This is a genomic window from Corynebacterium sp. HMSC22B11 (assembly GCF_001815965.1).
In the GTDB taxonomy this organism is placed as follows: Bacteria; Actinomycetota; Actinomycetes; order Mycobacteriales; family Mycobacteriaceae; genus Corynebacterium.
Window position 1 is genome coordinate 35,380 of record NZ_KV823515.1, and the last position, 20,145, is coordinate 55,524.

Sequence of the window (20,145 nt, forward strand, 5' to 3'; positions counted from 1 at the left end):
GGCAAGCAGCGCAAGAGGGCTGTTCGGGCCAGTGATCCGGCGTACAGGGAATGAGCGAAACCCCGCAGGTGAATGTGATCACATCCTGCGGGGTTTCGCTTATGGTTTCTTGGGGGTTTCCTGGTAGAGTCGTAGCGGGCCAACTGGGCTGCTGGGCGTATTGCCACCAAGGCAGCGTAATTCGGCACCGACCCACCCTCATGGACGTGCGACGGAGTCCTGGGGGAGAGGTAATACCAAGAAATAGACCTCCATCGCACCGCCTAACTTTTCTAAAAGTTCACGCGGCCCAATCACGGGAGAGAACGCTGAGTGTAACAACCTTGGCAATGAAGGGTGAGTTTCATCCCCCTTCATTGGAGCACGAATTCTTCCCGGGGCAGGTGGATCCAAATCAGCTGTGGCTGACCGGTTTCGCGGGCGATATCTTCGCCCTCGACCGTCTCATGCTCGTGCGTATCCTGATGATCGCCATCGTGGTGATCTTCTTCCTGATCGCTATGCGCAAGCCGAAGCTGGTTCCCCGCGGTATCCAGAACGTTGGCGAAATCGCTCTGGACTTCGTGCGGATCCACATCGCGGAGGAAATTCTAGGCAAGAAGGAAGGTCGCCGGTTCCTGCCGGTGATTGCGGCAATCTTCTTCACTGTCGTGGCTGCGAACCTGCCGACCCTCATCCCGTTCCTGAACATCTCCCCAAGCGCCCGTGTCGGCCTCCCGCTGGTACTGGCGCTTGTGGCATATGTGGTGTTTATCTACGCGGGTGTGAAGCGTTACGGGTTCGGTAAGTACATGAAGTCCTCGCTGGTCATTCCTGGCCTGCCGACCTTCATCCACTTCATTGTTGTACCGATCGAATTCTTCTCGACCTTCATCCTCCGTCCGGTAACCCTGACCATTCGTCTTATGGCCAACATGCTGGCCGGTCACATCATCCTCGTCATGCTTTTCAGCGCCACGAACTTCTTCTTCTGGCAGCTGAACGGCTGGTCGTTGGTGGCTGGCGGCACGATGGTCTTCGCGATCGCATTCTCGCTCTTCGAGCTCATGATCGTCTTCCTGCAGGCGTACATCTTCGCCCTGCTGACGGCTGTGTACATCGAGCTGAGCTTGCACGCGGACGCACACTAACCCCGGTTAGTAACTCTGAAATCTGAACAACTGAACCGATCGCCACAAACCACCCGCAGCAAGCGGGAAGATCGGTCACCAGAAAGGTAATGGAAACCAAATGAACGACATCCTCTTCCTGGCTCAGGACACTGTCACCAAGTTCGAGGGCTTCGGCACCATCGGCTACGGCCTCGCAGCAATCGGTTCCGCAATCGGTGTGGGTAACGTTGCAGGTAAGACCGCTGAGGCTATGGCACGTCAGCCGGAGATGGCTGGCCAGCTGCGCACCACCATGTTCCTGGGTATCGCGTTCGCTGAGGCCCTGGCCCTGATTGGTTTCGTCGCCGGCTTCCTGTTCTAAGACAGTCCGCTCAAGAAGCGGTCGGGGATTGCTCGGGCTCTCAAGGCTCCTCCCTGCGAGGAGCCAGCGAACCGGCACCGATCGTGAGAAAAAGTTTTAAAAACTTAGGACTTTCAAGAACAACGCACTAAAGCGAAAGCTGGAGACTATGACGAACACCTTTTTCTTGGCAGCTGAGACGCTGCCGTTGGAAGAGCCGATTAACCCGCTCATTCCACCGCTTTATGACATCGTCTGGTCCATTATCCCGTTTGCCGTCATCCTGTTTGTCTTCGCGAAGGTCGTCCTTCCGAAGTTCCAGGAAGTGCTGACTCAGCGTGAGGACAAAATCGAGGGTGGCATTCAGCGTGCCGAGGCCGCTAAGGCCGAGGCTCAGGAAGCCCTCGAGAAGTACAACAAGCAGCTCGCAGAGGCACGCACCGAAGCGGCTCAGATCCGTGATGATGCTCGCTCCCAGGGGCAGAAGATCATCGCTGACATGAAGACGCAGGCAACCGAGGAGTCCAACCGCATCGTTGAGGCTGGTAACAAGCAGCTGGAGGCCAACCGCGCTTCCGTCGTTGCTGACCTCCGCAAGGAGATGGGGGAGAACTCCATCAACCTGGCTGAGCGCCTGCTGGGCGAGCAGCTGAACGATGACGTCAAGCGTTCGGGCACCATCGACAACTTCCTCGCCGGGCTGGACAACGTCGGCACTGCTGGGAAGTGATCGGTATGCACGCAGCGAGCCGCGAGGCATTTGAGCGACTCATCAAGACCTTGGACCAGGGTCTGAAGGAGTCTGATAACGCAGTAGGCAACGGAGCAACGACCGGCACCGAGCTTTTCGATGTCGTCGACGTCCTGGATCAGGAGCGCAGCCTGCGCGTCGCAATGGTCGACGCCGCTGCCACCCCGGAACAGCGTGTCGAACTCGTCAAGACCCTGCTGTCCGGCAAGGTCACGGCCTCTACTGAAGAGATCGTGTCCGCTGCGGTATCCCAAAACTGGTCAAACTCGCAGGACTTCCGGACCGGCCTGGAGCGTCTCGGCCGCCGAGCACTGCTTCGTTCGGCTGAGGCCCAGGGCCAGCTCGAGCGCGTCGAGGAAGAGCTGTTCTCCCTCGCCCGCATCCTCGAGCGCGAGTCCGAGCTCGAGCTTCTGCTCTCCGATCGAGCAGCAGCTGTGGACGACCGCCGTGATCTTCTCGCGAAGGTCATCTACGGCAAGGTCTCCTCGGTGACTGAAGCTCTGGCCCTGCAGGCAGTCGGTCGCGCTCGCAAGGCGCCGGTCGAGCTGCTGGATGACCTGTGCCAGGAGGCAGCTTCCCTCAACGGCTACGAGGTCGCGCGCGTTACCAGCGCCGGCCCGCTGTCCGAGGAGCAGAAGGCAAGCCTCTCCGAGAAGTTGCACAAGATTTATGGTCGCAAGATTGCGGTTCACACTGAGGTTGACTCCAGCCTCCTCGGCGGTGCCGTAGTCCGGGTCGGCGACGAAGTGATCGACGGAAGCACAGCTGGCAAGCTGGAGCGTATGCGTCGTTCCCTCGCATAACGACCGACCAAGCGAGAACACGAATTGCTGGAACACGAAACCGAGAGCAGGAAAAACATGGCGGAGCTGACGATCTCCTCCGATGAGATCCGTAGCGCGATTGCGAACTACACCTCGAGCTACTCCCCGGAGGCCTCCCGCGAGGAGGTCGGCGTGGTCACGACGGCAGCCGACGGCATTGCCAACGTGAGCGGCATGCCATCGGTGATGGCTAACGAGCTGCTCGAGTTCCCAGGCGGCGTCATTGGCGTCGCACAGAACCTGGACACCGACTCTGTCGGCGTCGTGGTCCTGGGTAACTACGAGACCCTTAAAGAGGGCGACGAGGTAAAGCGGACCGGAGAAGTCCTTTCCATTCCGGTCGGGGAGAACTTCCTCGGCCGCGTTATCAACCCACTGGGTGAGCCGATCGACGGCCTTGGCGACATCACCGACACGGAGGAGCGCGCACTTGAGCTGCAGGCTCCATCCGTCCTGATGCGTCAGCCAGTGAACGAGCCGATGCAGACCGGCATCAAGGCTATCGACGCAATGACGCCGATTGGCCGCGGTCAGCGTCAGCTGATCATTGGTGACCGTAAGACGGGTAAGACCTCCGTCTGCATCGACACCATCCTCAACCAGCGTGACAACTGGGAGTCCGGCGACCCATCGAAGCAGGTGCGCTGCATCTACGTTGCGATTGGTCAGAAGGGTTCGACCATCGCGTCGATCCGCCAGACCCTGGAAGAGCACGGCGCGCTGGATTACACCACCATCGTTGCCGCACCGGCATCCGACTCCGCAGGCTTCAAGTGGCTCGCACCGTTCGCCGGTGCAGCCCTCGGCCAGCACTGGATGTACCAGGGCAAGCACGTCCTCGTCATCTACGATGACCTGACCAAGCAGGCTGAGGCCTACCGCGCGATCTCCCTACTGCTGCGCCGCCCACCGGGCCGCGAGGCATACCCAGGTGACGTGTTCTACCTGCACTCCCGTCTTCTCGAGCGTGCTGCAAAGCTGAACGACGAGCTGGGTGGCGGTTCCCTGACCGCACTGCCGATCATCGAGACGAAGGCAAACGACGTGTCTGCCTTCATTCCGACCAACGTTATTTCCATTACCGACGGTCAGGTCTTCCTTGAGTCTGACCTGTTCAACCAGGGTGTCCGCCCGGCAATTAACGTTGGTGTGTCCGTTTCTCGTGTCGGTGGTGACGCACAGACCAAGGGCATGAAGAAGGTGTCCGGTAACCTGCGTCTGGACCTGGCCGCATACCGCGACCTGGAGGCATTCTCTGCCTTCGCATCCGACCTGGATGACGCTTCCAAGGCTCAGCTGGAGCGCGGTGAGCGCCTCGTCGAGCTGCTGAAGCAGACCGAGCACGCGCCGCAGTCCGTCGAGCACCAGATGATCTCCATCTGGCTGGCCGGCGAGGGCGAGTTCGACGACGTCCCAGTTGAGGATGTCCGTCGCTTCGAGGCTGAGCTGATCGAGCACCTGCGCTCCAACGCATCTGGCGTCTTCGACCAGATCGCCGGCGGCACCCCGTTCACCGAGGAGTCCCAGGCGCAGCTGAAGCAGTCCACCAGCGAGTTCAAGCGTGGTTTCCAGACCACCGACGGCACCCCGATCATCCGGGAGCCGGAGGCTCGCGCCATGGAGCAGGACGAAGTTAAGCAGTCCGAGATCACCGTTACCCGCAAGACCGTTTAAGGCCGCGGAAAGGGATCGACAAAGCACCATGACTAACTACGGACAAGAAGGGAGGCGGTAGCGCATGGCTAATCTTCGCGAACTCAGGTCACGTATCAAGTCCGTGAACTCGACCAAGAAGATCACCAAGGCCCAGGAGCTTATCGCCACCTCGAGGATCACGAAGGCGCAGGCTCGCGTCGACGCTTCGCAGCCTTACGCTCACGAGATCACCAAGGTGATCGAGCGTCTGGCGTCCGCCAGCTCCCTGGATCACAAGATGATCCGGGAGCCGAAGGACCCGAAGCGCGCAGCCATCCTCGTGGTTTCGAGTGACCGTGGCATGTGCGGTGGCTACAACAACAACGTCTTCAAGACCACTGCGGAGCTCCGCAAGCTGCTTGAGGACGAGGGCAAGGAAGTTGTTCTCTACATCCTTGGAAACAAGGGCGTGACCTATTACAACTTCCGCAACGAAGACATCAGTGGAGCGTGGACCGGGCACTCTCAGGACCCGGTTTACGCCGAAACCGCGAACCTGCGTAACCACCTGATCGGCGGCTTCCTCGCCGGTTCGGAGGGCACTGTCGACGTCGTCGACGGCGTTAACGCCGAGGGTGACCAGGTGCCGGGCTTCGACGAGGTCCACATGGTTTACACCGAGTTCCACTCGATGCTTTCCCAGGTGCCAAAGGCACACCGCCTACTGCCAATCAAGACTGTCGTCGAAGAGGAGAAGATGGAGCTGGGTTCCGACATGGTGTCGGACTCCGCAGACCAGGTCTCCGCTGAGGTGGATTTCGAACCGGACGCAGACACGCTTCTCGCGAACCTGCTTCCGCAGTACGTATCCCGCGGCATCTTCGCCGCGCTGCTCGAAGCAGCAGCCTCCGAGTCGGCCGCGCGTCGTACCGCTATGAGTGCGGCGACGGACAACGCGAGCGAGCTGGTGGAGAACCTGTCTCGTATCGCAAACCAGGCTCGCCAGGCGCAGATTACCCAGGAAATCACAGAGATCGTCGGTGGCGCGTCTGCGCTCGGCGATAGCGGAGAGAGTGACTAATAATGACTACAGCAATTCAGGAGCAGCAGAACTCTGCTGCACCGACTGCTGCCGGCCGCGTCGTTCGAGTGATCGGCCCGGTTGTCGACGTGGAGTTCCCGCGTGGGCAGCAGCCAGCACTATTCAACGCACTGCACGTCGAGGTTGACCTCGAGGCAGTTGCGAAGACCATTACCCTGGAGGTCGCACAGCACCTGGGTGACAACCTGGTGCGCACCGTCTCCATGGCCCCGACCGACGGCCTGGTCCGCGGTGCAGAGGTCAAGGACACCGGTAAGCCGATCTCCGTGCCAGTCGGCGACGTCGTCAAGGGCCACGTCTTCAACGCCCTGGGCGACTGCCTGGACGAGCCGGGCCTCGGCCGCGACGGCGAGCAGTGGGGCATCCACCGCGAGCCGCCGGCATTCGACGAGCTCGAGGGTAAGACCGAGATCCTGGAGACCGGCGTTAAGGTCATCGACCTGCTGACCCCTTACGTCAAGGGCGGCAAGATTGGCCTCTTCGGTGGTGCAGGTGTGGGTAAGACCGTCCTGATTCAGGAGATGATTACCCGTATCGCCCGCGAGTTCTCCGGTACCTCCGTGTTCGCCGGCGTCGGCGAGCGTACCCGTGAGGGTACGGACCTCTTCCTCGAGATGGAGGAGATGGGCGTGCTCCAGGACACCGCGCTGGTGTTCGGCCAGATGGATGAGCCGCCGGGAGTCCGTATGCGCGTGGCTCTGTCCGGTCTGACCATGGCGGAGTACTTCCGCGATGTTCAGGGCCAGGACGTGCTGCTGTTCATCGACAACATCTTCCGTTTCACCCAGGCAGGTTCTGAGGTCTCCACGCTGCTCGGCCGCATGCCGTCCGCAGTGGGTTACCAGCCGACCCTGGCTGACGAGATGGGCGTCCTGCAGGAGCGCATTACCTCCACGAAGGGTAAGTCCATTACCTCCCTGCAGGCCGTCTACGTGCCGGCCGATGACTACACCGACCCGGCACCGGCGACGACCTTCGCCCACCTCGACGCAACCACCGAGCTGGACCGTGCGATCGCTTCCAAGGGTATTTACCCGGCAGTGAACCCGCTGACCTCCACCTCTCGTATCCTCGAGCCGGGCATCGTCGGCGAGAAGCACTACGAGGTTGCGCAGCGCGTGATCAACATCCTGCAGAAGAACAAGGAGCTCCAGGACATCATCGCCATCCTCGGTATGGACGAGCTGTCTGAGGAGGACAAGATCACCGTCCAGCGTGCTCGTCGTATCGAGCGCTTCCTGGGCCAGAACTTCTTCGTCGCAGAGAAGTTCACGGGCATCCCGGGCTCCTTCGTTCCACTGGAGGAGACCATCGACGCCTTCGAGCGCATCTGTGATGGCGAGTTCGACGCTTACCCAGAGCAGGCCTTCAACGGCCTGGGTGGTCTGGATGACGTCGAGGCCGCCTACAAGAAGCTCACGGACAAGTAAGAGGAGCACACATGGCTGAGATTGCCGCTGAATTGGTGGCTGTGGAGAAGGCGTTGTGGTCTGGCACCGCAACGGCCGTCATCGCGGAGACCACCGAGGGCGAGATCGGCGTGCTTCCAGGTCACGAGCCACTGCTCGGCCAGCTGGTCGAGAATGGCGTCGTGATCATCCGGACCACTGAGGGTGAGAAGCTGGTGGCCGCGGTACAGGGCGGGTTCCTGTCCGTGTCCACCCAGAAGATCACCGTTCTCGCTGATAGCGCTGTGTGGGCCGATGAGGTCGACCAGGCTGATGCTGAGGCTCGGGTGCGTGAGGCGTCCTCCGAGGAGGAGAAGTCTCGCGCAGAGTCCGAGTTGCGCGCTGTGAAGCGTTCCAAGGAGAAGTAGACCGAGGTTTTCGGACTACCGGCCAAAGGCCACGTCGCGTGGGGTGACCCGCGCGGGGTGGCCTTTGTGCTTTTCGCCCTAAGGATGCGGTTTTCTCCCGCTGAGTGCGGAAGGCAGCCCACCGGTGGGAGGGAATTGTTAATATCCAGGCATGGGGCTAAATTTTGTTTAAGGTATTGCAGCCTTGAAACACTCCTGGTTTTCCTGCCCGCCGGGTTGGCGGGATGATGCGACGGCGAAGAGGCGGAAACGTTGACCACGATTCTTGTGCTTTTGGGAATTGTTCTTCTTCTGCTGCTCGTTGGCGTCATCCTGTGGCGCTTCTTCTACCTGCGGAGCGAAGGCTACCCCGTGCTGCTGCGTGCGCTTCCCGCCGAGGAGGCAAGGCACTGGCGACACGGGGTTTTGGTTTATTCGAGGACCTCGGCTCGGCTGTACAAGTTGCGCAGCCTGCGGCCCGGGTCGGACCTGGTATTGACCCGGTTGGGAACCACCGTGGTGTCCCGCCGGGACATTGTGGATAAGGAGCGCCCCTTCATCGAGGGCTACTGCCACGTGATGAAGATTTCGCATCGTGGCGAGGAGTACGAGATCGCCATCGACGAGCAGGGGGATAACGCCTTCGTCTCCTGGCTGGAGTCCGCGCCTTCAGAGCGCTGGGTGCGCACGACGCGATTTTCTTAAAGATTTTGATTGTTTCTACCCCGACCGGGGCTACCCGGGCGGGGTTTTTGCGTTGGCAAGAGAAAACGGGGCTGACCAGCTGCCCACCGCGCCGTCTGGAGAGAAGGGGTAAGACGAATAGCGAGGAGGTCCAGGTGGGTATCGACGTCACCGCTGATAAGACCATCCGCCAGACACTGCCCCTGGGCATCGACCGGCTCTGCGATCGCCGCCTGTACCTGCACCACGGAGTGCTGACCACGACACCCTACGAATAGCCCGTTGCCGCCTGCCGTGGGGTAGCGTTGGAAAAATGCGTCTCATCATCGCCACGTGTGCTGTCGACTACGTCGGTCGACTGGAAGCTCATCTGCCGCGCGCCGATCGCCTGATCATGGTGAAAGCGGACGGTGCGGTCTCCATCCATGCCGATGACCGGGCCTATAAGCCCCTGAACTGGATGACCCCACCCTGCACGACGACGGAATATCGCCGCGCTGAAGTTCTCGCCGAGGCCACAGACGGCAAGGACCCCTTCCTCACTCTTCCTGAGCTGGAAGACGAGGACGTCGAGGCCCTGTGGGTCGTCGAGAATCCGAAGGGCGAGCAGCTGCGCATCCAGCTCTTCGCGGTGCACTCCGACCAGAATTTCGACCTTGGCGAGGATCCGGGGCTGCAGAAGGACGGTGTGGAGGCCCATCTCCAGGAGCTGCTGGCCGAGCAGATCGAGATCTTGGGGGAGGGCTATTCGCTGGTGCGCCGCGAATACCCGACCCCCATCGGGCCGGTGGACATCCTCACCAAGGACGCGACGGGGGCGACCGTTGCGGTGGAGATTAAGCGCCGCGGGAACATCGACGGCGTCGAGCAGCTGACCCGTTACGTCGAGCTGCTCAACCGTGACGAGCTGCTTGCCCCGGTGACGGGTGTCTTCGCCGCCCAGGAGATTAAGCCTCAGGCCCGCATCCTGGCCGAAGACCGTGGAATTCGCTGCGTGACCTTGGACTATGCGGCGATGCGTGGCACCGATGATTCGGAGTTTCGGCTGTTCTAGGACCCGGTGCTCATGGGGTCGAAGCGTCCCAGTCGGCCGGGGGATTGGGCGCGGTCGCCCCGCGGTCGGAAGCCGTTACTATGGAGGGCATGACTGTACCGCACGATCCTTCCTCCCAACCGGCCTCTCGTCCGCAGAGCGGCGCCCCGCAGGCGCAGCCATCTTCCCCTCGGCAGCCGCAGGCGCCGCAGCGCTTCGTCTCAGGAGCGATTGACCTGGGCACGGTGAAGCAGCAAGCAGTGCAGCGCGAGAGGCACGCGCAGCAGGCGGCGGAAGCCGGCGTGAGTGTGGACTACGTCGCCCGCTCGGCGGACGTCACCCCAGAATCCTTCGAACAGGACCTTGTGGTCCGCTCCACCCAGGTCCCGGTGGTCCTCCTGGTGGGCAGTGCCCGCTCCGAGGCCAGCGCGGAGCTGAAGAACTTCTTCGCCCGCCTGGTGGAGATGCCGGACGTGCCTCAGGAGCAGCTGAAGTGGGTCTTCCGCTACATCGATGCCGATGCCGTGCCGGAGATGGCGCAGGCGCTCGGGGTACGCGGCGTGCCCACGGTGCTCGCCCTGGTGGCTGGCCGCCCGGCGACGTCCTTCCAGGGCGCCCAGCCGCAGGAGCAGGTGGAGCAGTGGCTGGAGTCGGTGATTCAGGCCGTCGACGGCAAGCTGCCGGGCCTGCCTGCGGATTCGGGCGCCGCTGCCGAGTCGCAGGACTCCCGCCTTGACGAGGCCGCAGCCCTCATCGAGCAGGGGAAGACCCAGGAAGCGATCGCCGCCTACGACGCGATCCTGGCCGACCCGAACACCGAACCCGAGCTCGCGGCGACCGCACGGGCCGCACGTGCCAACGCCATCCTCGCGGAACGCGCCGGGGATTCAGCGACCGGCGAGCAAGCCCTGGAGAAGGTCGCGGCAGAACCGGGCGACGTCGACGCCGCGACGGCCGCCGCCGAGCTGCTCGCCCTGCGCGGCGAGAAGGCCCAGGGCTTCGACGTTCTCGTCAACGCGATGCGTCACACCGCGGGCGAGGAGAAGGACCGCGCGAAGCAGCAACTGCTGCAGCTCTTCGAGCTTTATGACGCAGCCGACCCGGAGGTCATCGCGGCCCGCACGAACATGGCCAGCGCTCTGTTCTAAATCCGCGTCTGTCAGCCCGGAGTAACCCCATCCGATCCCACGAGCCCCTGAGGTAGCGAGAACCACCATGCAACGCAATGTCATTTCCACCCCGGAAACCCAGCCGGCGGCGCCGGAGGACCTGATCCTAGACATGCGTGGTGTATCGCTGCGCCGGGGCGGCAACGAGATCCTGCATGAGCTGGACTGGCAGGTCGAACTCGACGAGCGCTGGGTCATCATGGGACCCAATGGTGCTGGGAAGACCTCCCTGATGCGTCTGGCCAGCGCGCAGCTTTTCCCGACCACCGGCACCGTGGACATCATCGGCGAGCGGTTGGGCTCCTCCGACGTCCGCGACATCCGCACCGCCGTCGGAATGTCCAGCTCTGCCCTGGCTCACCGCATCCCTGACGACGAGGTGGTCTCGGACATCGTCATCTCCGCGGGCTACGACGTCATGGGACGATGGCGGGAGGCCTACGACGAGATGGACTACGAGCAGGCCGTCAACACCCTCGAGGTCGTGGGCGCCTACCACCTGGCCGACCGCACGTGGGGCACGCTGTCTGAGGGAGAGCGCAAGCGCACGCTCATCGCGCGTGCCCTGATGACCGACCCGGAGCTGCTGCTGCTCGACGAGCCGGGCGCCGGACTGGACCTCGGTGGCCGCGAGGACCTGATCGAGCTGCTCAGCCAGATCGCGATGGATCCGGACTCCCCGGCGACCGTGTTGGTCACCCACCACGTGGAGGAGATCCCGCCGGGGTTCACCCACGGGATGCTGCTGGACGAGGGCCACATCGTCGCCCAGGGCCTGTTGACCGACATCATGACCAGCGAGAACCTCACCAAGGCCTACCACCAGCCCATTGAGGTTAAGCAAGAGGACGGCCGCTGGTTCGCCCGCCGTCTTCGTCGCGGTGGAGCCCACCGGGCGCGGGATTAGCTAGAGTCTTTTAAGTACCGATTTAGGTTGAAAGCGAGGTCCGGCTCGAGATGGGATTTGCAGAGCAGTTGGGTCCGGTAGAGCCACGGCATGCCTCCACGGTCATTCTGCTGCGTGACACGCTATCCGGCCCGGAGGTCTACGTGCAGGAGCGCGCGTCAACCATGGCGTTCTGCGCGGAGATGACTGTCTTCCCGGGCGGTGGGGTGGATGCTCGCGATATGCCCGGTGACGTCGACGGCGACGGGGTGGACTCGCCCGATGTGCGCTGGTCCGGCCCGGATGTTCGTTGGTGGGCCCACCGTCTGCGCAAGGACCCCGCGATTGCCCGCGCCCTGGTGTGCGCCGCGGTGCGCGAGACCTTCGAGGAGGCGGGCACGCTCCTGGCCTCCAACGAGGACGGAGATATCGTTGCCGACACCACGCGCTTTCAGCACGAGCGCCAGGAGCTGGAGAATCACCTGCTCCCGTTTTCTACGTTCATGGACCGGCACAAGCTGATCCTGCGGGCGGACCTGCTGCGCCCCTGGGCGAACTGGGTGACCCCGGAGGGGCAGCCGATCCGCTACGACACGGCATTTTTCGTCGCCCGTCTGCCGGAGGGGCAGGATACGACCGGGGACACGCGCGAGGCCACGTCCACGGGCTGGTTCCGCCCGTCGACGCTGCTGGACGGGTGGCGTTCCCGGAAGATCAGCCTGATGCCTCCGACGTGGGCGCAGCTGAAGCTGCTGAGCACCTTCCGCACGGTCGACGAGGTCATGGACTTCTCGTCGGGGCTCTCGGTCGACCCCGTTCTCGACGAGCCGATCGATGAACCGTACATGGCGGAGTACTACCTCATGGAGTCCAAAATGTACGGCCGCCCGAAGCGCGTCTTCGCCCCGGGAATGAAGTTCGCGGTTGACCCGGCGGACCTGCCGGAGCACCCATTCGAGCACCGTCCGGGCTCCTACCTGCAGTAGGTCGCGGTTGTCTTTTAGCCTTGAGGAGCTTCAGTGGCTCCAGTCCTCTCCCGACGCCGGCACCGCCATCGCGCAGGCCGGCGAGCTTGAGCTCAGCCAGCGCAGCGTGGTGGCCGATACGGCAGCCTTGCGCAAAGCCTGGGGTGAACATGCCCGCGCAGTGGCCGAGTTGGTGGAGGCCCGCCGGATAGCGGCGGCGAAGCTGCCTGCCGAACTCGCCGCCGGGTGGTGGACCGATAAGGATGCTGCCCAGCAGTCCACCCCGTTGGCCGTGGCGCGGTTCCGTGCTCGGCACCTCGCGGCGCTGGGGGTGGAGGCGGCTCGTGACGTCACTTGTTCGGTGGGGACCGAGCTTGTGGCGCTTAAGGAGGCCGGGCTGGCGTGCAGCGGCTCCGATATTGATCCGGTTCGGGTGGAGATGGCTCGCACAAACTGCCCGGCGGTCGAGGTGCGGGTGGCCGATGCTCTCGAGCCCTGGGGAGGGACACCGGGGGAGAAGCCGGTGATCCTTGCGGACCCGGCTCGGCGCAACTCCTCGGGGCGGATTCACCGGCTCGAGGACATGCAGCCCCCGGTTAGCGGTCTGGTCGCGACCTATCCCGGCCACGAGCTGATGGTGAAACTCGCCCCGGGAGTGAACTTCGCCGAGCTCGAGGACTGGGCCGGCCAGGTGGATGTCATCAGCGTGGACGGGCAAGCCAAGGAGGCCTGTGCCTTAACCTCCGGGCTGGTGTCCCCGGAAGCCCGGGATAGCGAGGGACTGGCGCGCCGGGCTGTGGTGATCAACACCAGCAACCAGGGGGACAGCGTGGACGTCCTAGCCAGCTGGGAGCCGGAGCTGTCTCACGACGACGTCGCAGCTCGCGCGGGCCAGCCTGGCCGGTACATCATGGAACCGGATGCAGCGATCATTCGCGCCGGGCTGGTGCGCCACTTCGCGGCCCGGGAGGGGCTGTGGCTGGTGGACCCGAACCTGGCTTATGTCACGGGGGACCACATCCCGGCGGGCATGCGGGCCTTCGAGGTGTTGGATACCGTGCCTGTCAAGCAGTTGCGCAAGACTTTGCAGCAACGAGGAGTCGGCAAGCTGGAGATCCTCGTGCGCGGGGCGGATATCAATCCGGACCAGCTGCGCGCGAAGCTGAAGCTGAAGGGCAAGGGCGAGGCGACGGTCGTCATCGCGCGGCTGGGGGAGCGGAAGTCGACGCAGCGCGGGGGCGGGGTGAGCAGCGGGGTGGTGGCCTATATCTGCCGCGCGGTAGCCCCCGACAAGCCTTAATTCTGCGAATTCGCTGCCGGTTGGCGCAAAGCGCGGGCGCGGGGTGTGCCGGTTGGGTAGAACGGACGGTGACACGCCCAGCCCGTATGGCGGGGTGGTTCTAGAAAAATATTAATGTGTTGTGGCGAAGCTCACGTTTTTCAAGCTAAGCTGAACTGGAAACTAACACGCAATCACGAAAGGCCAACGCATGTCGAACATCGTTGTTCTGGTTAAGCAGGTGCCGGATACGTACTCCGAGCGCAAGCTCCGTGAGGACGACTTCCGTCTGGACCGTGACAGCGCCGACGCTGTTCTCGATGAGATCAACGAGAACGCTGTCGAGGCTGCACTCCAGCTGAAGGAAGCAGACTCCTCCCGCAACGTCATCGTGCTCTCCGTGGGTCCGACCCGCGCGACCGAGGCGCTGCGCAAGGCACTGTCCCTGGGCTGCGACGAGGCAATCCTGGTCACCGATGAGGGCCTCGAGGGCTCCGACGTCCTGGGTACCGCCTGGACGCTGAGCAACGCGCTCAACCAGATCGAGGACATTGAGCTCATCATCGCTGGTAACGCATCCACCGACGGTGTTGCGGGCGCTATCCCGGGCCTGCTGGCCGAGTACCGTCAGATCCCGGCTCTGACCCACATGGAGGAGCTGGCTGTCGAGGGCGGCACCGTCACCGGTAAGCGCGTCACCGAGGAGGGCATCTTCGGCCTCGAGGCGCCGACCCCGGCCATCGTCTCCGTCACGGAGAAGGCCAACACCCCGCGCTTCGCCGTCTTCAAGGGCATCATGGCCGCGAAGAAGAAGGAGATCAAGGAGCTCAGCCTCTCCGACATCGGCGTCGATCCGGCGAACGTCGGCGGCGGCAACGCAACCTCTTCGGTCGCTGGCGTCACGCCGAAGCCACCGAAGTCTGCCGGTGAGAAGATCACCGATGAGGGCGACGGCGGCAAGAAGCTCGTCGAGTTCCTCGCTAAGGAAAAGCTGATCTAGCTCACCGCTTTTCACGTTCCATAACCCGACATTCCCTGCCACATTAGGAAAGAGGAAAATCCATGACCAACGTATTGGTACTGGTTGATCACGTTGAAGGTGAGCTGCAGAACTCCACTCGCGAGCTCATCACCGCTGGTCGCGTATTCGGCCAGGTCGGCGCCGTCGTTGTTGGCAAGCCGGGCACCGCTGAGGGCCTGAAGTCCGAGCTGGCTGCTGCTGGCGCGGAGACCATCTACGCTGCCGAGTCCGACGAGGCTGACTCCCTGCTCATCACCCCGTCCGTCGACGCCCTCTCCGGGCTCGCCGCTCACCTGCAGGTTCCGGTCCTGGTCTCTGCGTCCGCTACCGGCAACGAGGTTGCTGGCCGCGTGTCCGCACGCGTGGGCTCCGGTGCGGTCTACGGCATCACCGAGATCGACGCCGAGCGCAACGCTAAGAAGCCGGTCTTCGGTGGCGAGTACATCGTCGACTCCGGTGCCGCAGGCGTGGCCCCGGTCTTCACCTGGCAGGCCGGCTCCATCGATCCGGAGCCGCAGGACGCTGCCGGTGAGATCCAGGCAGTCGAGCTGCCGGGCGCTGGCCCGACCGCTGTGAAGATCACCAGCTTCGCTCCGGCTGAGGCCGGCGACCGTCCGGACCTGGCTGAGGCGAAGATCGTCGTCTCCGGTGGTCGTGGCGTGGGCGGCTCCGAGGGCTTCACCGACGTTGTCGAGCCACTGGCCGACGCGCTCGGCGGTGCCGTTGGTGCATCCCGTGCCGCAGTCGACGCGGACTACTACCCGGGCAAGTTCCAGGTCGGCCAGACCGGTGTCACCGTGTCCCCGAACCTGTACATCGCACTGGGCATTTCCGGTGCTATCCAGCACAAGGCTGGTATGCAGACCTCCAAGACCATCGTTGCGGTCAACAAGGATGACGAGGCATCGATCTTCGAGATCGCAGACTTCGGTATCGTTGGTGACCTCTTCGACGTTGCCCCGCAGGCAACCGAGGAGATCAAGAACCGTTAAGGTTCCCGAATCCAATCAGCTGCCCTGAGCGCAGCTAAAAATTAAAAGTCGGTGTTTCCCGTCATGGCGGAGCACCGGCTTTTTTATATCGGGCGCACGAATACTCGTGCGCTCGGTGATTGTGCTCCAGTTTGGGACGTCTGTCACAATGTGATGCACGGCATAGGCGCGCTGAAGGCGCGCCACTCCCTCACTGGAAAGGACTTGGGCATGCAGTCAGCCCTCGGGCTCACCATCGCTGGGCTCGCCATCATCTTTCTCACCGTCGCAATTCTGATTCGCGGCAAGGTGAGTCCGATCGTGCCCATGGCCCTCATCCCAGCGATCGGAGCCCTGATCCTGGGCTATAGCTTTGAGGAACTCTCCGACTTCTTCAGCGACGGGCTGAAATCCGTCATGAGTGTGGTCGTGATGTTCATCTTCGCGATCATCTTCTTCGGAATCATGCAGGACGTCGGGCTGTTCACACCCGTGATTCGAGCGCTGATCAAGGGCACCAGGGGCAATCCTGTCTTCATCACGTTGGGAACCGCGGCCATCGGCGTGGTCGCCCACCTCGATGGCTCGGGCTCGACGACCTTCCTGCTGACGATCCCCGCGCTGCTCCCGCTGTATAAGGCGATGCACATGAGCCGCTACACCCTACTGATGATCGTCGCGCTGGCAGCGTCGGTGATGAACATGGTGCCGTGGGCAGGCCCGGTGGGGCGAGCGGGCTCGGTCATCGCGCAGGACCCGCACGATATCTGGATCCACCTGCTGCCGGCCCAGGGGATCGCGCTGCTCGGCGTGTTCGCAGTAGCTGCGGCCCTCGGCGTCCTCGAGCTGCGCCGCGCCCGCAAGCGCAGCGCGCAGAAGGTGGGAGCCGGGGCAGACACCCCAGGCCCGGCTAACGTCGACGTCGAGAAGATGGCCGCCAACTTCGCAGAGAACCAGCGCCAACAGCAGGCGGAGATCGGCCTGTCCTTCCGCACTGGCAGGGCGGTGACGGTGATTAACGTCGTGCTGATCCTCGCGGTGCTGGTCGTGCTGCTGGCGGGCCTGCTGCCACCGGCTCCGGCCTTCCTCATCGCCACCACCGTGGCCATGCTGGTGAACTGCCAGGGCAAGGAGGCTCAGACCGGGGTGCTTAACCGGCACGCACCGAATGCGCTCTCCATGGCCGGTGTGATCATCGCGGCCGCCATGTTCCTGGGAGTGCTCAACGGCAGCGGCATGCTCGAGGAGATCGCCCTGCAGCTCATCGCGATCATGCCTGAGGGAGTGGGGCAGTACCTGCACATCATTGTCGCGTTCTTCGGCGTCCCACTGGACCTTCTCACGTCCACCGACGCCTACTACTTCTCGGTGCTGCCCATCGTTCAGGAGACTGCTGCGAACTTCGGTGTGAGCGGCATGGGGGCTGCCGCAGCGCTCATCGTGGGTAATGTCATCGGCACCTTCGTCTCCCCGTTCTCGCCGGCGCTCTGGCTGGCGCTCGGCCTCGCCGAGGGGCAGATGGGCCACTATCTCAAGCGCGCACTGCCGGTGGTTTGGGCATTCTCCATCGTGCTGGTTGCCATCTGCTGGGGCATGGGGATGTTCGCTTAGCTTGCCAGGGGCTATGCCACACTAGAAACCATGACAAGCCAGCCCCGCATCTACGCCGACCACGCCGCCTCGAGCCCGTTGCGCCCGGAGGCGGCCGCGGCGATGCGGGAGGCAGAATCCGCGCTCAATCCGGCCGGTCAGTACCGCACCGGCCGGGACGCCCGGCGGGTGCTGGAGGAGTCCCGCGAGCAGATCGCCGAACTCCTCGGCGCCGAACCCGTGGAGGTGATCTTCACCGCCTCGGGCACGGAGGCCGACAACATCGCCGTGCAGGGGCTGGCCTTCGGCTCCCGGAAGCTGCACCCGACTGCCGGCGACATCATCGCTCCTGGCATCGAGCACCCGGCGGTGGGGGAATCCATCGATTGGCTGTGCACCGGCCCGCTTGACTTGGGGTACCGCCGGGTCGAGCTGCCCGTGGACGAACACGGAGTCGTTGATCTTGAAGCGGCCGAGGAGATCGGCGTCCTAAAAAACATGGCTCCCGAGCAGACGGCGCTGATCACCTGCATGTGGGCGAATAACGAGACCGGGAACATCCAGCCGGTCGGCGAACTTGCCACAATCGCAGCGGACAAGGGAGTGCCCATGCACGTGGATGCCGTGCAGGCAGCGGGGAGGGTGCCGATCGACTTCCACGGCCTCGGGGTCGCCACCCTCGCAGCGAGCGCGCACAAGTTCGGCGGGCCGCGCTCGACCGGGGTGTTGCTCGCGCGCCGGGATGCGAAGATCCTCTCGCCGTTGAAGGGCGGGAACCAGGAACGCGGGCTGCGCTCTGGGACCGTCAACGTCCACGGGGCGGTGGGCACCGCAGCAGCACTGGCGGCGGCACATCGGGATATGGCTGCGGAGAACGAGCGGCTACGGAACATCCGCGAGCGGGTGCTGGAGGCCGTCCGTGGCATCGAGGGGATAAAAGTGTGGACCCACGAACCCTCGTTGCCCAGCCACCTGCACCTGAGCATCCCCGGTGCGGAGGGGGATAGCCTCATCATGCTGCTGGACGCTGCGGGGGTGGATGCCTCCACGGGTTCGGCGTGCGCGGCCGGGGTGAACCGCGCCAGCCACGTGCTCGCCGCCATGGGAGTGGACGTGGAGGTGGCCCGAGGTGCCCTGCGGCTGACCTTCGGCGCGGAGACCACGATGGCGGACGCTGAACGCATCGCCGAATTGTTGCCGCGCGTGGCCGAGCAGGCTCGCGCCGCCGGAATGGCCTAAGCCCGCTAAACCCGAGTAGGGTGCCACCCATGCGAGTAGTAGCAGCAATGAGCGGTGGTGTGGATTCGGCGGTCGCGGCCGCCCGGGCACTCGAAGCAGGCCACGAGGTTATCGGCGTGCACCTGGCGCTGTCCCAATCCCCGGAGGCCGTGCGCGCCGGTTCCCGCGGCTGCTGCTCCCTGGAGGATTCCGCCGACGCCCGGCGGGTCGCCGACAAGCTCGGCATCCCCTTCTACGTCTGGGACTTCTCCGACCGCTTCAAGGCCGATGTGATCGATAACTTCGTGGACTCCTACGCCATCGGCGAGACCCCGAATCCGTGCCTGCGCTGCAACGAGAAGATCAAGTTCGAGGCCCTGCTGGACCGCTCCATCGCGCTGGGCTTCGACGCCGTGGTCACCGGCCACTACGCGCAGCTCCACGACGGCGTGCTGCGCCGGGGCGTGGACGCGGACAAGGACCAGTCTTATGTCCTCGGCGTGCTGACCGACGAACAGCTGGCACACTGCATGTTCCCGGTCGGGGACACCGTCAAGCCCGAGATCCGCGAGGAGGCCGCCGACGCCGGCTTCGGGGTCGCCAATAAGCCAGATAGCCACGACATCTGCTTTATCCCGGATGGCCGAACTCAGGCATTCCTGGGTTCGAAGATCGGCCTGCGTCCCGGCCTGGTGCGGGATACCGGCGGGGAGACCGTGGCGGAGCACGACGGCGTGTATGGCTTCACCGTTGGTCAGCGCAAGGGGCTCGGCCTGCCGCGCGAAACCCTCGACGGCCGCCCACGCTATGTCACGGATATCGACGCCCACACGGGTACCGTCACCGTCGGCACCCGGGAGGACCTGCGGGTCGGCGGGATCATCGCCGACCGCCTCAAGCGCCTCGACCCGGAGGTACACGGCCGCGAATTCGACTGCGAGGTGCAGGTGCGCGCCCACGGCGGGGTGGTTCCCGCCCGCGCCCGGCTCGTTGACGACCCAGCCCCGGTCACCCCGGCGGGTCGCGTGAAGGAAGCCGACGAGCTGCCGTGGCGCCTGGAGCTGGAGCTGCTGCAGCCACTGGAGGGCGTGGCGCGCGGCCAGGCCGCCGTGGTCTACCGCCCCGACGAGGCCGGCGACATCCTGCTGGGTTCCGGCACCATCCGCGCGACTACCGCCCTCGGGGCCCCGATTGAGGAGCAGCCCGCACCCGGCACCGTCGGCGCGGTGGACGCCGACGCCATCGAACAGGGCGAGGACGCCCAGCGATGACACGTCTCGGCTGGTGGGAGTCCTTCGCCACGACGCACCCGGACCAGAACAGCGCCCTGCAGGCCGCGCTTCTCCGCGGCGTCGATGTGGATGAGGATACCGGCGCGCCGGGTGGGATCTCCCTGCCCCGCATCCAGCCTGCAGGCCAGCCCGGTGTCAAGGACGTCGCGCTGGACGTCACCGCCCTGACCGCCGGTTTCGCGCAGCTCAGCCTCGCCGCGAACCCGCGGGGCTGGGAGATTAGCCACGGGGCCAGCCTGATCGGCCGCCAAACCCGGTCTTATCTCTCGGAGCTCCGAGACCTGGTGCCCGCGGTGCTTGCCGAACGTCGGGCCCCACGGATCATGCTGAACGCCGCCGGGCCCTGGAGCTTTGGCGCCACCGTGGAGCTGGCGGGGCATCCCATCGTGGCCGACCGCCCAGCCTTCCGGGACATCGCCCTCACGCTGGGCGCGGGGTTGGCGGAGACCGCCGAATGGCTGGCCAGCGCGACCGGCTC

Annotated in this window: 20 protein-coding genes and 1 pseudogene; all 21 read left to right on the plus strand. The window is 64.1% G+C overall.

The annotated features are described in order from the left end of the window. Positions 1–329 precede the first annotated feature (329 nt). Positions 330–1,130, plus strand: coding sequence for a F0F1 ATP synthase subunit A (atpB, locus tag HMPREF3088_RS08160; protein WP_012359961.1), 801 nt, complete (start codon positions 330–332; stop codon positions 1,128–1,130). A 100-nt stretch (positions 1,131–1,230) separates the two neighbouring features. Continuing rightward, on the plus strand, positions 1,231–1,473 hold the full coding sequence (locus tag HMPREF3088_RS08165; protein ID WP_012359962.1) for an ATP synthase F0 subunit C: 243 nt from the start codon (positions 1,231–1,233) through the stop codon (positions 1,471–1,473). Between the two features lie 148 nt (positions 1,474–1,621). Further along, positions 1,622–2,182, plus strand: coding sequence for a F0F1 ATP synthase subunit B (locus tag HMPREF3088_RS08170; protein ID WP_012359963.1), 561 nt, complete (start codon positions 1,622–1,624; stop codon positions 2,180–2,182). Positions 2,183–2,187: 5 nt separating this feature from the next. Beyond that, entirely contained in the window at positions 2,188–3,006 is an 819-nt protein-coding gene (locus HMPREF3088_RS08175) for a F0F1 ATP synthase subunit delta (protein WP_070759371.1), read from the plus strand. A gap of 57 nt (positions 3,007–3,063) precedes the next feature. After that, complete coding sequence (atpA, locus tag HMPREF3088_RS08180) at positions 3,064–4,701, plus strand: F0F1 ATP synthase subunit alpha (protein ID WP_070759289.1); 1,638 nt, start codon at positions 3,064–3,066, stop codon at positions 4,699–4,701. A 64-nt stretch (positions 4,702–4,765) separates the two neighbouring features. After that, the gene (locus tag HMPREF3088_RS08185; RefSeq protein ID WP_070759290.1) at positions 4,766–5,743 is read left to right on the plus strand and encodes a F0F1 ATP synthase subunit gamma; all 978 of its coding nucleotides are present in this window, start codon (positions 4,766–4,768) and stop codon (positions 5,741–5,743) included. Between the two features lie 2 nt (positions 5,744–5,745). After that, positions 5,746–7,194, plus strand: a complete 1,449-nt coding sequence (gene atpD / locus HMPREF3088_RS08190) for a F0F1 ATP synthase subunit beta (RefSeq protein WP_012359967.1) — start codon at positions 5,746–5,748, stop codon at positions 7,192–7,194. An 11-nt stretch (positions 7,195–7,205) separates the two neighbouring features. After that, on the plus strand, positions 7,206–7,580 hold the full coding sequence (locus HMPREF3088_RS08195) for a F0F1 ATP synthase subunit epsilon (protein ID WP_070759292.1): 375 nt from the start codon (positions 7,206–7,208) through the stop codon (positions 7,578–7,580). Positions 7,581–7,832: 252 nt separating this feature from the next. Continuing rightward, on the plus strand, positions 7,833–8,264 hold the full coding sequence (locus HMPREF3088_RS08200) for a DUF2550 domain-containing protein (RefSeq protein ID WP_141759456.1): 432 nt from the start codon (positions 7,833–7,835) through the stop codon (positions 8,262–8,264). Positions 8,265–8,398: 134 nt separating this feature from the next. Beyond that, entirely contained in the window at positions 8,399–8,521 is a 123-nt protein-coding gene (locus HMPREF3088_RS10820) for a hypothetical protein (RefSeq protein WP_256374477.1), read from the plus strand. A 35-nt stretch (positions 8,522–8,556) separates the two neighbouring features. Continuing rightward, the gene (gene nucS / locus HMPREF3088_RS08205; protein WP_070759294.1) at positions 8,557–9,297 is read left to right on the plus strand and encodes an endonuclease NucS; all 741 of its coding nucleotides are present in this window, start codon (positions 8,557–8,559) and stop codon (positions 9,295–9,297) included. An 89-nt stretch (positions 9,298–9,386) separates the two neighbouring features. Continuing rightward, entirely contained in the window at positions 9,387–10,424 is a 1,038-nt protein-coding gene (locus HMPREF3088_RS08210; protein WP_246818124.1) for a tetratricopeptide repeat protein, read from the plus strand. A gap of 67 nt (positions 10,425–10,491) precedes the next feature. Next, positions 10,492–11,352 (plus strand): ABC transporter ATP-binding protein, encoded by an 861-nt coding sequence (locus HMPREF3088_RS08215; RefSeq protein ID WP_070759297.1) that lies wholly within the window; start codon positions 10,492–10,494, stop codon positions 11,350–11,352. A gap of 50 nt (positions 11,353–11,402) precedes the next feature. Beyond that, positions 11,403–12,317: an NUDIX hydrolase gene (locus HMPREF3088_RS08220; RefSeq protein WP_070759299.1), complete on the plus strand. Its 915-nt coding sequence runs from the start codon at positions 11,403–11,405 to the stop codon at positions 12,315–12,317. A gap of 7 nt (positions 12,318–12,324) precedes the next feature. After that, a complete protein-coding gene (locus HMPREF3088_RS08225; RefSeq protein ID WP_070759301.1) occupies positions 12,325–13,596 on the plus strand; it encodes a class I SAM-dependent methyltransferase in 1,272 nt (423 codons plus the stop codon). Between the two features lie 190 nt (positions 13,597–13,786). Further along, entirely contained in the window at positions 13,787–14,575 is a 789-nt protein-coding gene (locus HMPREF3088_RS08230) for an electron transfer flavoprotein subunit beta/FixA family protein (protein WP_070759303.1), read from the plus strand. Between the two features lie 62 nt (positions 14,576–14,637). Next, on the plus strand, positions 14,638–15,588 hold the full coding sequence (locus HMPREF3088_RS08235) for an electron transfer flavoprotein subunit alpha/FixB family protein (RefSeq protein WP_070759305.1): 951 nt from the start codon (positions 14,638–14,640) through the stop codon (positions 15,586–15,588). 210 nt (positions 15,589–15,798) lie between these two features. Then, a complete protein-coding gene (locus HMPREF3088_RS08240) occupies positions 15,799–17,178 on the plus strand; it encodes an SLC13 family permease (protein ID WP_070759375.1) in 1,380 nt (459 codons plus the stop codon). A gap of 30 nt (positions 17,179–17,208) precedes the next feature. Beyond that, positions 17,209–18,396, plus strand: coding sequence for a cysteine desulfurase family protein (locus tag HMPREF3088_RS08245; RefSeq protein WP_070759307.1), 1,188 nt, complete (start codon positions 17,209–17,211; stop codon positions 18,394–18,396). Positions 18,397–18,425: 29 nt separating this feature from the next. Then, positions 18,426–19,646 (plus strand): tRNA 2-thiouridine(34) synthase MnmA, encoded by a 1,221-nt coding sequence (gene mnmA, locus HMPREF3088_RS08250; protein ID WP_070759309.1) that lies wholly within the window; start codon positions 18,426–18,428, stop codon positions 19,644–19,646. Further along, positions 19,643–20,145 (plus strand): annotated as a pseudogene (locus HMPREF3088_RS10740) (hypothetical protein); the annotation flags it as partial. The gene mnmA and the pseudogene HMPREF3088_RS10740, both read left to right, overlap by 4 nt.